The 13851-nt window shown below is 48.7% G+C and carries 12 protein-coding genes; 5 read left to right on the forward strand and 7 right to left on the reverse strand.

Going from position 1 to position 13851, the window contains the following annotated elements; genetic code table 11:
• Position 1 precedes the first annotated feature (1 nt).
• From QZ367_RS09905 to QZ367_RS09935, 7 genes are read right to left on the reverse strand one after another with little or no spacing between them, the layout of a single operon-like run.
• Positions 2-448 carry a cytochrome C gene (locus QZ367_RS09905; RefSeq protein WP_291940230.1) on the reverse strand — a complete coding sequence of 149 codons (447 nt, stop codon included), beginning with the start codon at positions 446-448 and terminating at the stop codon, positions 2-4.
• Positions 445-1077 carry a hypothetical protein gene (locus QZ367_RS09910; RefSeq protein ID WP_291940232.1) on the reverse strand — a complete coding sequence of 211 codons (633 nt, stop codon included), beginning with the start codon at positions 1075-1077 and terminating at the stop codon, positions 445-447. The genes QZ367_RS09905 and QZ367_RS09910 overlap by 4 nt, the downstream gene beginning before the upstream one ends.
• A complete protein-coding gene (locus QZ367_RS09915; RefSeq protein ID WP_291940234.1) occupies positions 1074-1889 on the reverse strand; it encodes a 4Fe-4S dicluster domain-containing protein in 816 nt (271 codons plus the stop codon). Before QZ367_RS09915 ends, QZ367_RS09910 begins: the two co-directional genes overlap by 4 nt.
• Positions 1886-3091 carry a nitrous oxide reductase family maturation protein NosD gene (locus tag QZ367_RS09920; RefSeq protein ID WP_291940235.1) on the reverse strand — a complete coding sequence of 402 codons (1206 nt, stop codon included), beginning with the start codon at positions 3089-3091 and terminating at the stop codon, positions 1886-1888. Before QZ367_RS09920 ends, QZ367_RS09915 begins: the two co-directional genes overlap by 4 nt.
• Entirely contained in the window at positions 3088-3864 is a 777-nt protein-coding gene (locus QZ367_RS09925; RefSeq protein WP_291940237.1) for a cytochrome C, read from the reverse strand. Before QZ367_RS09925 ends, QZ367_RS09920 begins: the two co-directional genes overlap by 4 nt.
• 42 nt (positions 3865-3906) lie before the next feature.
• Positions 3907-6498: a Sec-dependent nitrous-oxide reductase gene (gene nosZ, locus QZ367_RS09930; RefSeq protein WP_177389184.1), complete on the reverse strand. Its 2592-nt coding sequence runs from the start codon at positions 6496-6498 to the stop codon at positions 3907-3909.
• Between the two features lie 12 nt (positions 6499-6510).
• Complete coding sequence (locus QZ367_RS09935; protein WP_291940240.1) at positions 6511-7668, reverse strand: hypothetical protein; 1158 nt, start codon at positions 7666-7668, stop codon at positions 6511-6513.
• A 298-nt stretch (positions 7669-7966) separates the two neighbouring features.
• Between QZ367_RS09935 and QZ367_RS09940 the strand changes: the two genes are divergently transcribed.
• The 5 genes from QZ367_RS09940 to larB all read left to right on the forward strand — a co-directional run bounded on the left by QZ367_RS09940 (position 7967) and on the right by larB (position 13831).
• Positions 7967-9634: an anaerobic C4-dicarboxylate transporter gene (locus QZ367_RS09940; protein WP_291940242.1), complete on the forward strand. Its 1668-nt coding sequence runs from the start codon at positions 7967-7969 to the stop codon at positions 9632-9634.
• Positions 9635-9843: 209 nt separating this feature from the next.
• On the forward strand, positions 9844-11094 hold the full coding sequence (gene larA, locus QZ367_RS09945) for a nickel-dependent lactate racemase (protein WP_291940244.1): 1251 nt from the start codon (positions 9844-9846) through the stop codon (positions 11092-11094).
• A 2-nt stretch (positions 11095-11096) separates the two neighbouring features.
• Positions 11097-12344, forward strand: coding sequence for a nickel pincer cofactor biosynthesis protein LarC (gene larC / locus QZ367_RS09950; RefSeq protein WP_291940246.1), 1248 nt, complete (start codon positions 11097-11099; stop codon positions 12342-12344).
• Entirely contained in the window at positions 12316-13098 is a 783-nt protein-coding gene (gene larE, locus QZ367_RS09955; protein ID WP_291940248.1) for an ATP-dependent sacrificial sulfur transferase LarE, read from the forward strand. The genes larC and larE overlap by 29 nt, the downstream gene beginning before the upstream one ends.
• A complete protein-coding gene (larB, locus tag QZ367_RS09960; protein WP_291940310.1) occupies positions 13085-13831 on the forward strand; it encodes a nickel pincer cofactor biosynthesis protein LarB in 747 nt (248 codons plus the stop codon). The genes larE and larB overlap by 14 nt, the downstream gene beginning before the upstream one ends.
• Positions 13832-13851 lie beyond the last annotated feature (20 nt).

The raw sequence follows: 13851 nt of genomic DNA on the forward strand, positions 1-13851 counted from the left end.
CTTACTCTTTAAATTTTGAAATTTCATCCGCGAGCTTATCTAGGCTCTCGTCGCTTACGTTGGTTAGCAGTCCGCTCATCAGGCTGTTTTTGATCTTACCCGCTTTATAATCTTTGAGGCTTGCTAAAATTTGTTCCTTGCTCTTGCCGCCGATCGGCGGAGCGATCTTGCCGCGTCCGTCATCGCCGTGGCAGGGCGCGCAGCTTACCAGATAGGAGCTACTAACCTTAAAATCGCGCTCTTTGACGCTCTGCTGCAAAATTTTAATATTTTTCACATCCTTATCGTCGATGAGATCGACGCTTTTGCTCTGCGGTGCGGGCTTTGCTTGCGCTTGCGGCTTGACTTCCTGCTGCGGCGCGCTAGAATCGTCCGAACTAGCCATAAAGATCATCAGCGCGATCAGTGCTACACCCAAAATCAAAGCTAAAATTTTGCCCGGTTTCATTTCTGCTCCTTAAATTGTTTGTTGAACTCGTAAATTTCTTTCGCCATCGTCTCTATCTGCTGCTCGCTCATGCCGTTTACGAGCTGCACCATAAGAGGATTAGGCTTTTCTTTGAATTTATACTTTTTAATCATATCCACGATCTGCGCGTCGGTTTTATCCAGAAGCGACGGACCTATGATGCCGTTGGCGTAGTCGTCGTGGCACGCTGAACAGCGCAGGATAAAATCGTGCCCAAGGCGCTTTTTCATCAGATCGAAATTTAGCTTTTCATATTGATTTTTGATGCTCGAATATGCCACGATATTTTTGGTCGTCTCGTTCACGTCGCCGTTTAGATTAAAATTTACCTTTCGCTCGCCGTAAAAATCGTAGCTTACGAACTTATCGTCCTTCTTGGGCGCCTCGCCGCTTTTGACGCTTATGCGAGGCTTGGCGGTAGAATTTTGATCCGCTTTCTGCGATGCGGAATTTGAACTCGCAGAGCCTTGCCTTGCAGAGCCTTGCGAAACGGAATTTTGCCCTGCGGAGCTTGTCGCGGCAGAGCCTGAATCGCCGTCATCTCCGCAGCCGCATAGCAAAAGCGCCGCAGCTAGCGAGCAGAGGTAGAATTTAATGGAGCTTTTCATTGTTTTCCTTCATAGACTGATTTATAATCCGCCCGCGGGATTATCTCGATGATACGCGCGGGGCAGAGCTCTGCGCACGCGCCGCAGCCGACGCAAGCGCTGCGGATCTGCGGAGCGAAATGCGCGCCTGCTTCTATCATCGCGATGGCGTCAAGCGGCTGCGGGTAAGGGCACAGCGACGCGCATAGATCGCAGGGCTTGCCCTCTTTCGCCGCCAGCGCGGAGTTTAGCTCGCGCTCCTGCTCGGTCTTGGCGGGCTTTGGGCGCAGATCGCTAGATTTTAAAACCTGCCCGCGATACGCCAAACAGGCGTCTAAATTTTTAATCACGGCGATACCCATTTTGACCTTTTTAGGCTCGTTCGTCTCGTGGCTGAGCGCGCCGCTTGGACAGGCGAGCACGCAAGGAAGCGCGCCGCAAAGATAGCAGCCTCGCTCTTTGGCGTCGATGACCGGGGTGCCGATGTCAAAAAGATGGGTAATATCCAGCAGATAGATGCTGTGATAGGGGCAGACCTGCACGCATTGGCCGCACTTGATACAGCTACTGCGGAAGCCGCGCTCCGCCAGCGCTCCGGGCGGGCGCAGATATAAAGAGGTGGAATCCTCGCTAGAATTTTTTGCGGAATTTTGTTTTATGGAATTCGGCACGGAATTTTGCCCTGCAGAATTTACGGAATTTTGCTCGTTTAAATTTTGCACTTCACTGCCCGCGGAATTGGTAGAATTCTCATCCGCAAACAAGCTCGCTGCCCCAAGTGTCCCGAGCGCTCCGCCGAGTAGTTTTATCGCTTCGCGTCTATTCTTTATCATTGCCTCATCCTAGGTTTTGGATCTTTTAGCAGTAGCTCAGGCTCTGAAAACGGAGCGAGCTTGGAGATGAAATTTAAAAGCGCGATCCCGCTGGAGCCGTAAAAAAACCGCACGCTTGGCTTATGCGCCCAAAGTCTGTCGGCATAAGCATATGAGCTGTAGCTAACGTCACCGTAGCCGTCGCCATCGCGATCAAATCCGTCGTAATCGTCGAAATAGTTGCCACTCCATTCGTTTTGCAAGAGCTTGGATTGAGGCGTATCGTTTAGCACGATCTCCATATTTCCTTTAAATTTATTGTTTTTAAATACGCTTTTTAGCTGCGTGGCGTGGAATTGCACGCCGATGCTGTTGTATTCGATATCGTTGTTTTCAAAAACGTTAAGCGAGCCCGGCTGATAGGGGGATTGATCCAGATAAAATCCGCGGGCATTGTAAACGACTTTATTATCTGTAACCCTGAAATTTGAGCTATCCTTCATACCGATGCCTACGCCGTAGGCGCCGTCCGCGTTGCGCACGACGTTGCGTCTGGCGATATTGTCGCTTGAAAACATAAAAAATAATCCCACGCTATTGCCGTCGTAGTAGTTATCCTCCACGACGTTATGTCCGGAGTTCATAAAGTGCAGAGAATAACGACAGCTATGGCCTTTATTGCCTGCGACAAGATTGCCATTAGAGAAGTAAAAAACGGTGTCGCGGACGTTATGGACGTCGTTATTTAAAATTTTATTGGCATTGGAGTACCAAAGCTTGATGCCGTCGCCTTTGAAACTCGTGCGGTAGGTATTGCTTGAAATTTCGTTGCCCTCGATCGTTACGTCGTTTGCCTTGCTTAGCACGACGCCGTAGAGCACGTCTTTGATGAGATTATTTTTTATGATTACGCTGTTTACGTCGCTTACGTTGATCCCAGCATCTTCGCTAAGATGCTCGAAGCCTCCGTTTTGAATCGTTAAATTTTTGATCGTAACATGCGAAGCGCGGACGCGGATCACCGTTGCGTTGCGATCGCCTATGATCACGGCGGAGCGGTCTAGTCCGTCGATAGTAAGGGGCTTATCGATTAAAACGTTGCCGTGGTACTCGCCCGCGGCTAGTTCGATAATATCGCCCGCTTTTGCGCTATCGATCGCGTCTTGAAGCTCGCCCGCGCCTAGAATTAGGGCGAGCGAGAATGCAAGAAAGAAGAGCTTCATCTATACTCTCGTAGAAATTTTTTCTTAGAAAATAGCGCTAGTGCCGATAGCAGCGACAGGGCCAGCATCAGCCAAAAGCCAAGAGCCGGATATGAATGGGTAGTAAAATGCGCCACGCTACCGTCGCCAAACGCCGTAGGCATAAAAGGCTTTATTTTAAACGCGCCCCAGTCTTGCAGGTTGTGCCCGAACCAATACAGCCAGCCCACGTAGCAGCCGATGAAAATAAGCGGCGCAATGATCGGCAGGATCATAAGCAGAGTCTGCCCCTTGCCATCATAGTACAAAAACGCAAGCATTCCTATCGTCGCGATTATGAGATAATACGGCGATAGCGAGTGCTCGAGCGTGCCGCCGCGCCATACGGGATACATGCCGATATAGTGATTTAGGGTATTCATCTCGCCAACGTCGCCGCTAAAGCCGTCAACGTGGACGTAAAGTGGAATTCCATCGGGGAAAGCCTCTTTTGGATAGTTCGGCGCTTCGAGTGAAATTTTCCACACTGGTATGCTAGGGACCCCCACTTCAAATTTATGCTCCAGCATCGCGCCTAGATCATTTTTAACATCACTAGGAATTAGGTGATTTTTATACGATGCTTTTGTATAAAAATTCCATATCGGTGCGGAGTATGCGGGTAGCTGCGAGACGCTGCTAACCTGCCCCGATACGATTTTACCTTGGACTTTGAAAAATCCGAGCGTAGGGATGGTAAAAGCGACCGTCATAATAAGCAGCGCTAAAATCGCGTAAATTTTATATTTTGGCATTTCATCTCCTTTAAATTCTCCCCCTTGCGGGGGAGAGTGGGGTTAGTTAAGACCCGCGTTCTCATCGACCCATTTTAGGTATTCGATGATATCTTTGATCTCTTCGTCTTTCATATGCTGATTTGGCATGCGAAGGTTGAAGTAATTTATCATTGCCTTAACGTAGTCGTCTTCGTAGAATTTAGCAGGGTCTTTGATAAAATCGGCTACCCATTTCTCGCCGTTTTCGTGGCGGAGTAGGACGCCTGTTAGATCAGGACCCGAGCTTACTTGGCCGATGACGTGGCAGCCGTTGCAGCCTCCGCGTAGGTAGGCCTTCTCGCCGTTAGATGCAGCCTCGCTCATAGGAGTGGAGAGCTCGCGGATCAGATTATTTTTAGCGCGAAGTCCGACATCCGCGGTTTTTACTAGGTACTGCCAAACTTGACCTTCCCAAAGTATCGCGCCGTTCATATCGCCGGCTTTTACCGCGGCGTCTGCCTTGGCTTTGGTTTCAGGAATTTTGCCGTATTGATCCAGCGCGTCATCGACTAAAGCCTTGACCTTAGGATATTTCTCGTAGTTTTTCTCTTTTAAGAATTTAACGACTGATTGGATAACGTCGTCGGTGGCTTTATTCGTAGCTACTACCTTGTCGTATTCGGCTTTTAGAGCTTCTGGGCTAAGAGCTTTTAGCATAGACGCTTTAGCTGAAGTGTATTTTTTATTCGGATCTTTTACATATAGATATCCAAACATCTCAAGGTGCAGCGCAGAGCAGAATTCCGTGCAGTAGAAAGGAAATACGCCTTCTTTATCTGCGATGAAATTTACGCTAGCAGTCTTACCCGGCTCAAGCGACATATGCAGATCGTAATCATCAACCGTAAAGCCGTGAGTTTCGTCCTCGGCACGCTCTAAATTTGTCATATAGATCGTTACGTTATCGTCCTTATTAACCTCGATGTGCTCAGGATTAATATGGCTGCGGATCGCTGTAGCATAGACTTTTACGTTTTTGCCGTCGCGCTCGATGCGCTCCTGACCTGCTAGCGTCATAGCAGGGTGTTGCTTGCCGGTACGAGAGTTTGTTCCCATAGTATAGGTAGGTTTCGTATGAAGCTTGCTAGCTGCGATAGAAACTACGTCGTGCGGCTCGCCTAGACCGATAGGAAGATCGTAAAGCATCTCCATTTTAGGCCCTGTAATGTCGATCAGCTGGTGATTTTGCGGATGAAGCGGTCCGATAGGATTAAATCTATCGATCGAAAGCTTATCCAGCGCGATTACGTATTTACCGACAGGCTTAGAGGATTTACCCTCCATAGAATCAAGGTGACCGATATTGTAGTGGACGTTGATCCTATCTAAAACCTTTAGCGTTTTGTAGTTCCATTTTACGATCTGGCTATCAACGTAAAGCGATGTATAGATTACGCCATCTTGCGAATCGAAGGTGTTATGCAAAGGTCCAAGACCAAGCTCTGCTTGTCCGTGAAGCGTCTTTTGCATATCTAGGATCGGAATTCCGTATGGATCCTTGCCTGCATATTCTTTCTTATCAATTAGCTCTTTGATCTTTTTGAAATCATAAACGCTAGCGTGAGTATCTAGTTTACCGCCGATAATGATATAGCGGCCATCAGGGCTAACGTCAACGCCGTGAGGAGATTTAGCCTCAGGGATCAAAAATAGCGCTCCCGCTTTTACGGCGGCGTCTATCGTAACGATTCTGTGTCCGTTTACGACCTTATAGTTTTTGCTGTCTTGAGCAAGCTTTTCTAGAATTTGCCAGTTATAAACGTGCAAGTAGTCAGTATCGTTGCGGCTCATACCGGCTTCCATCGGAGGCAGACCCTTTTCGATGCCGCCCGTGTACATTTCGGAGTTAAAGCTGTTGGTAAACGCCCAGCCAAAGCTCTCGCCCTTACCTGCGTCACTTAGATCTTGCATATATGGAGGAAGCTCTAGAGAAAAGGATTTATTTACGTCGATTTTGCCTTTATCGTAGTCAAATTTCCATAGCGTTACCGCGCCGCGATAGACTGCTTGATACTCCTCGATCGGGTGCCAGTCGTTATCAAAAGGGGCCGCGTATTGGCTGGTTTCGATGACGTATTCGGTATTAGGCGTTACGAAAGAGCCGCCGTGATCGCTTTTGATTACGGGATTTACGACTATTTGAGTAGTCTCGAAATCGGATAAATTTATAACCGCGATTCTTGGGTTCGCCTTATCGTTGATAAAGAGATAATCGCCCACATACTCGCCGTTTTTTTCGCTGAAATTTGGATGGTGAGTATCGCCCCAGTTGATCTCTTTGCCGTTAATAGAGCCCGATCTTAAGACCGCCTTGCTCTCCTCGTCAAAGCCGTATCCCTGCCAAGGCTCCGGGGTAAATACGCCGATATATTTGTAGATCCTCATCGACGGCACGCCGTAAACGAGCACCTGTCCGCTTTGACCACCGGAAGAGAAGACCATATAATCGTCCTTCCGACCGGTCGGCTGATAAGTCTTAGCCGCCGCCAAAACGTCTTTTTCGCTTAAATTTCGTTCTTTCATCACGCGCTCTAGGTCACTATCTGCGGCACACAGGGCGCTTGCGGCGAACAAAACCGAGCCCAAAAGCACGGGTTTGAAACTTTTTAACATACTAATCCTTTCTTAGAATTTTAAAATTTTGCCTGATTTGCTGACTACGAGGATCGCTTCCCCGTCTGCGTACATCGCTAAAAATTCGCTTTTTAAATCCACAACCTCCTTTAATCCTGCTTTTTGATTTTCGTAAATTTTATCTTTAGTAGCGATAAACTGCGTGCTGCGGGCGCACACGATGGATTTGATCCAAGAGCCCACGCTTTTGCGCTCGCCGCTTTTTAAATTTATAAAATTCCCCTCTATATCGCCCGCAAACAGCGTCCCGTCGCAGTCTGCAAGAGCAGTGGCGATAGAGCCGCTTAAATTTTTATCGCCAGCTTCGGCTGAAATTTCGCTTTGAGTTTTAAGCTCCTCGTCTTGAAATTTTGCGCCTTTAAATTCTGAGCTTTGAAATTCCGCGTTCTTTGCGCCGCTAGCTTTCGTTTCGTTTTGCTCGGAGCCTTGCACGATTCTCGTGCTATTAAATTCTGCATCTTTAAATTTCACGCCACCAAGCTCTCCCTGCGCGGCGCGATTAGGCGCTGCATCGATGCCGCTAAATTTAGTCGCGACAATATCTGCGCTAAAACAGGCTACGCCGTTCCAGCTTGCGACGCAAAGTCCGTTAGCGCCCAGACTAACGGCATTGATCCTGCCGTAATGAAACGAAATTCCGCGCAGCCCATCTGGGGCGGAATTTCTATTTAAAGATTGCCCGTTTGCGGTGGAATTCTCACCTGGGGCGTAGCCGCCATCCGCGCTGTTATCAGGGTCTTCGTCTAATCTTATTAGTTGATTCTTATCTACTACCGCGTAAATTGCGTATTTTTCGGCATAGATCGCATCTATTTGGGCTGTGCCGCTACGCCCCGTCTTAAGCGCGCCTAAAAACTTTAATCTGTCGTTTAGTACCGCGATTTCGGCTCCGCCCCAAGCTAGATAAATTTTGCCGTTTTTAAAATTTAGAGCCGTGATTTCGTTATCGCTGTATTTTTGCGCGAACTCCACATCCCATTTAGCAGTATCAAACATCCTAAGCTCGCCGCCACTGCCGCATAAAAGCAGTCGGTGCGAGCTTGCGTCGAATGCGCCCAGACGCAGCGTGGCATTTAGATCAAAGCTGCCGGCTGCTGCTATCTGCGATAAACAAATCAAAAAGGCAATACAAAATTTTTTAAAATTCATCTTAATCCACTCTTTGCGAAATGATACTCTCCCAAGGCTTAAAAATCGGTTTAAAGCTTGAGCTATAATGAAATTCTAAGATTTCTTAAAAGTTACGAAATTCTATGATATAAAAACAGCTCTAAGTGAAATTTTATTTTTCACATTTTTGCTATATAAATTCCGCTTTAAAATTATAATTTTAGTAAATTTTTATTTTGACAGATTTTTACAATTCGTAACGCTCCTTTAATTTTGTTTAAATAAAAAGTTAGTATAATCGCCAAAGTTTGTTTTAAATTTTACTGAAGGAGAAACTATGGAGTTTCTGACAAGTTTGTCTGAAAGCACTCAATTCTTTTTGCAGCTCATTATAGTCTTGGGCTGTTTGTTTTACGGTGCTAAAAAAGGCGGTATGGCGCTGGGAATTCTAGGCGGTATAGGCTTAGTGATCTTAGTGTTTGGATTTAGATTAGAGCCGGGTAAGCCGGCAGTGGACGTTATTTTAACTATCCTCGCAGTTGTCGTAGCAAGTGCAACGCTACAGGCTACGGGAGGGCTTGATGTAATGCTTCAAATAGCGGAGAAATTGCTTCGTAAGCATCCGAAGATGGTTTGTATCATCGCTCCAACTGTTGCGTGGACGCTTACGATTTTGTGCGGAACGGGACACACCGTTTATACGCTGCTTCCGATCATTTATGACGTAGCTATTAAAAATGGAATTCGCCCTGAGCGCCCGATGGCTGCTTCTACGATCTCCTCGCAACTTGCTATCATCGCTAGCCCCGTTTCGGTTGCCGGCGTTTCGATGGTCGCGATCTTACTAGGTCAAGGCGTGCATATCGAGGGCTTTAGTACGTATTTGGATCTGCTAAAACTCACTATCCCTTCTACTTTCATCGGTATGCTTGCGATCGGAACGTGGTCGATTTTTAGAGGTAAAGATCTAGATAAAGATCCGGAATTCCAAGAAAAGATCAAAGACCCAGAGCAGAAAAAATATATCTACGGCGAAAGCACGACCTTGCTAGGTCAAAAGCTTCCTAGGATTAAGTGGATCTGCATGTGGATTTTCTTAGCCACTATTGCGCTAGTTGCGGTTTTGGGTTACGAAAAAAGCTTACGCCCTGCGTGGACTAAAAATGTTCCGGGCAAATCCGTAGAGATCATCGTCGATAAAAAAACGGTCAAAAATATCACGATCAAAGATGGTCAGGTCATTTCTATGGTGGATGGCGGTAAGGTCGTCTCAAACGTCAAAGAGTCTAAGGCTAAGGATGCGACGAAATTTAATAGCGTCGAAATTTACGACAAAGATAAAAAGCTTGCTCAAAGCATCGTCTCTCAAGACGGAAATGTCGTCATCACGACAGGCGATAAGAGCGAAAGTATCGCAAATGCAAGCATTGTCGTAAAAGATACTATGAAAAAGACCACAAATTTAAATATGGTCTTAACCATTCAAATTTTCATGCTTCTTGCAGCATCCATCATGATGATCGCTTCGGGCATAAAAGCGGGCAATATCGCTAAAAACGAAATTTTTCATAGCGGTATGATCGCGCTCGTAGCCATTTATGGAATTTCATGGATGGCAGAGACTATGTTTACTGCTCATATCGAAATGCTAAAAGCGTCGCTAGGTAAGGTCGTTATGGCGTATCCGTGGACATATGTCATCGTTTCCCTTTTGATTAGTAAATTCCTTAACTCTCAAGCAGCAGCGGTTGCTACTTTCGTACCGCTAGCGGTTAGCATCGGTATCGATCCGGGTCTTATTATTGCGTTTGCACCTGCTTGCTACGGATACTATATCCTACCTACCTATCCGAGCGATCTTGCGGCGATCCAGTTCGACCGCTCGGGCACTACGCACATTGGTAAATTCGTCATCAACCACAGCTTCATTTTCCCTGGGCTAATAGGCGTTCTTACTTCATGCGCGATGGGCTTTATCTTCGCTCATATTTACGGCTATTTATAATAGCTATACGCTCGCGAGTTCGATACTCGCGAGCTTTAAATTTCAAATCCCAGTGGCTTTATAAAATTTTATAAAATTTTGAAATTTTAAATGCTCTAAATTTTTAAATTCTAAAGCTTTCTAAATTCTATTCATAACCCGCTCTAGGCTAATCCGTTTTAAATAAAATTTACGTTATAATCCCGCCAAATTCCACATAGGAGGCAGATATGCAAATCCCTATCGCATACGGCAAAGATGATCATCTAAGCTTAGAGGTAAACGAGAAAAATTTACTAGGCGTTTTTAACCCCAACCCCGTGGCTAAATTTGACGAAACGGCGCTCATCGCAAAGGCTCTGGCAAATCCGATAAATCAAAAAAGCTTTGACGAGTTTATAGCAGGCGAGCAAAAGATCGTCATCATCGTAAATGATGGCACTCGACCGACGCCGACGGCAAAAATTTTAAAGCAAATTTACCCGAAAATCCGCGAGAAAAATAAAATTTTCATCATCGCCACCGGCTGCCATAGAGAGGGCACGCAGGAAGAATACGAGATGATCTTCGGCAAAGAAATTTACGCGGAGATCAGAGCCAAAAACGAAGTTCACGATCACGACTCCAAGCACGACGAGATGGTGTTTTTAGGCGAGTCAAAAAACGGCACGCAGATGTATCTAAACAAAATCGTAGCAGAAGCCAAAAAGGTAATCGTCATAGGCTCGGTCGAGCCGCACTATTTTGCAGGCTACACCGGCGGCAGAAAGGCCTTTTTGCCGGGCACCGCGTCATACGAGAGCATCACGCAAAATCACAAGCTAGCTCTTAGCGCCGACGCGCAGGCGCTGCGCCTAGAGGGCAACCCAGTGCACGAAGATATGATCGACGCGATGAAAGTTCTTGCGCATATCGACGTTTTTTCGATCCAGACGGTGCTTGATAGCGAGCACGGCGTTTATTACGCAAGTGCTGGCGATCTAAACGATAGCTTTTACGATTGCGTGAAAAAGGCAGACGAGGTCTTTTGCGTAGACATCCCGCGCAAGGCCGACATCGTGATCTCGGTCGCGCCCTATCCGATGGACGTCGATCTCTATCAGGCGCAAAAAGCCCTAGATAACGGCAAACTAGCGCTCGCGCAGGACGGAATTTTAATCATGGTCGCAAAGTGCCGCACCGGCATCGGACCAAAGCCGTTTTTTGATCTGATGGCTTCCGCCGACACGCCTAAAAAGGTGCTAGAAAAGATCAGTGCGGGTTTTAAGCTCGGCTATCATAAGGCCGCTAAAATGGCCGAAATCTCGCTCTGGGCGCAGACCTGGGCGGTAAGCGATCTGAGCGACGATGAGATGCGAGCCGTACACCTAAAGCCGTACCACGACATCCAAAAGGCCGTGGACGACGCACTCGCGCAAAAGGGCGCGGACGCAAAAATCATCATCCTGCCGTTTGGCTCGATGATGGTGCCTAAGGCGTAAGTTTGGCTAAAATTTTATATTACGACGCGAGCGCGGGCATTAGCGGCGATATGAACTTAGCCGCGCTGGTGGAGCTCGGAGTGGATTTTGACTATCTTTGCGCCGAGCTTGAGAAGTTAAATTTAGCCGGCGAATTTAAGCTGGAGCGCAAAAGCGTGCTAAAAAACGGCATCGCTGCGACTAAAATCGACGTCGTGCCGCTAAAATCGCAGCCCCACGCCAGAAGCTACGCCGATATCAAGCAAATTTTAGAGAGTTCAAATTTAAGCCAGAGCTGCAAACAAAGAGCGGGCGCGATATTTCGCACCATTGCAGAGGCGGAGGCCAAAGTCCACGGCACGGACGTCGATCGGGTGCATTTCCACGAGCTCGGGGCGATAGATAGCATCGTGGATGTCGCGGGCGCGGCGATCTGCTTTGAGTATCTTTTTGAAAATTTGGGTGTCTCGCGCGTGCTAAGCTCCAAAATCGAGCTTGGCGGCGGCATAACGATCTGCGATCACGGCGCGCTTAGCGTGCCGGCACCCGCCGTTTGCGAAATTTTAAAAGGCGTACCGATAAGTTTAGGGCGCGCAAATTTCGAGATGACCACGCCAACGGGAGCGGCGATTTTAAAGGCCTGCGCGGACGAGTTTGTAGACGGCGCGAGCTTTAAGATAGAAAAGATCGGCTACGGTGCAGGCAGCAAGGACGCAGCGGGCTTTGCAGACGTGCTTCGCGCGATAATCTGCGAGGCGGATGAAAATTTGAACGATGAAAGCGGCGAGCCAAATTTAGGCGCACGCTCAGGCTACGGCGAGGTTTGCAAGCAAATTTTAATCTCCACGAACATCGACGATATGGACGCCGAGAGCTTCGCCTTTGCGTGCGAAATTTTACGCGAAAACGGCGCGCTAGACGTGTTTAGCCGCTCTATTTTTATGAAAAAAGGGCGCGCAGGCTTTGAGCTAAACGCGCTGTGCCGCAAGCAGGACGCGCAAAATTTAAAGGATCTGATTTTTACGCACACGACGGCGATCGGCGTCCGCGAGGTAGAGGTTGCTAAAACCGAGCTAAAGCGCGAGTTTGTGCGGGTGCAGACGAAATTCGGCGAGATAGGGCTTAAAATTTCAGGCAGCAGCCAAACGCAAAAAATAAAGCCCGAATTTGACGAGTGCAAGACTGCGGCGCTCACGCACGGCACGACGATCGAGCGGGTGCGGAGAGAGGCGCTAGAAATCTATGACGAAACTAGAAAAACTAAAGGCTGATCTGCGCGGGCTGGGCGAACTCGCGGTCGCATTTAGCGGCGGTACGGACAGCTCGCTACTATTGCGCGCCGCGCACGACGCGCTGGGTGAGCGCGCGATGGGCATAACGATCAGATCGCCCTACATGTCCTCGCGCGAGATCGCCGAAGCCGTAGAATTTGCCCGCATCTACGGCATCAGGCACGAAATTTTAGAGCTAGGCGCCGCGGAGGAGATCAAAGACAACCCCGAAAACCGCTGCTATCTGTGCAAAAAGGCAGTATTTTCGAGCCTGATCGAGCGCGCCCGTGAGCTTGGCTTTAGCCGCGTCGCAGACGGCACGAACCGCGATGATCTGGGCGAATACCGCCCGGGGCTCAAAGCAAAAGAGGAGCTCGGCGTACTCTCGCCGCTGATAAATTTAACCAAATCAGATATCCGCGAGCTATCGCGCGAGTTAAATTTACCCACCGCCGAAAAACCCGGCTACGCGTGCTTGCTAACGCGCCTGCCGCACGGGCGTGAGATCGATGAGAGCGAGCTAAATTTGATCGAAGCGGCGGAAAATCTACTCATCGCAAGCGGCTACGCAAACGTCCGCGCGCGGTGCGACCGCAAAAATATAAAGCTGCAAATGCCCTTTGCTAGCATGCAAAGCTTTCTAAACGATGCGAAATTTAAAGATATCGTTAGGCAGCTCGTGATGCTGGGCGCAGCGGATGTGACGCTCGATCTAAAGGGGCTTAGAGAGGATGTTTTGCATGAGAGAGGATGAAATTTTAGAGCTTTTCGCGGGGATAAAAAGCGGCCGCGTGAGCGAGCAAGAGGCGCTAAAGTACCTGAAAAACTACCCCTACGAGGACGTGGGCTGCGCCAAAATCGACGTTCAGCGCGCCCTGCGAAACGGCGCGGGCGAGGTGATCTACGGCGAGGGCAAGACGGATGATGAAATTTTACGCATCGCAGAGGCGATCGGCGCGAGGCGGCAAAATATCCTAATCACGCGCACGAACGAGCGGGTTTTTAAGCGCGTGCGCGAGACGCTGCCGCAGGCGGAGTTTAACGCTCGCGGCCGCGTGATCAGCGTCAAATTTAAAGAGCCCGCGCTCACGCAAAGCTATATCGCGATAGTATCTGCCGGCACCGCCGACGGCGCGGTAGTGGAGGAGGCGTACGAGACGGCGCGCTTTTTAGGCAACGACGCGCGTAAATTTAGCGACGCGGGCGTGGCTGGGCTGCACAGGCTGATCGCAAATTTAGAGCAGATACGCGGCGCAAAGGTCGTGATCGCGGTGGCGGGCATGGAGGGCGCGCTAGCTAGCGTGCTGGCAGGCCTCGTGAGAGTGCCCGTGATCGCAGTGCCCACCAGCGTGGGATACGGGGCGAGTTTCGGCGGACTGGCGGCGCTACTATCGATGCTAAATAGCTGCGCAAACGGCGTCAGCGTCGTAAATATCGACAACGGTTTCGGCGCCGCGTACAACGCGAGCCTGATAAATCATCTCTAAATTTACGCCCGCCGCGCGGG

This window comes from Campylobacter sp. (genome assembly GCF_019423325.1).
In the GTDB taxonomy this organism is placed as follows: domain Bacteria; phylum Campylobacterota; class Campylobacteria; order Campylobacterales; family Campylobacteraceae; genus Campylobacter_B.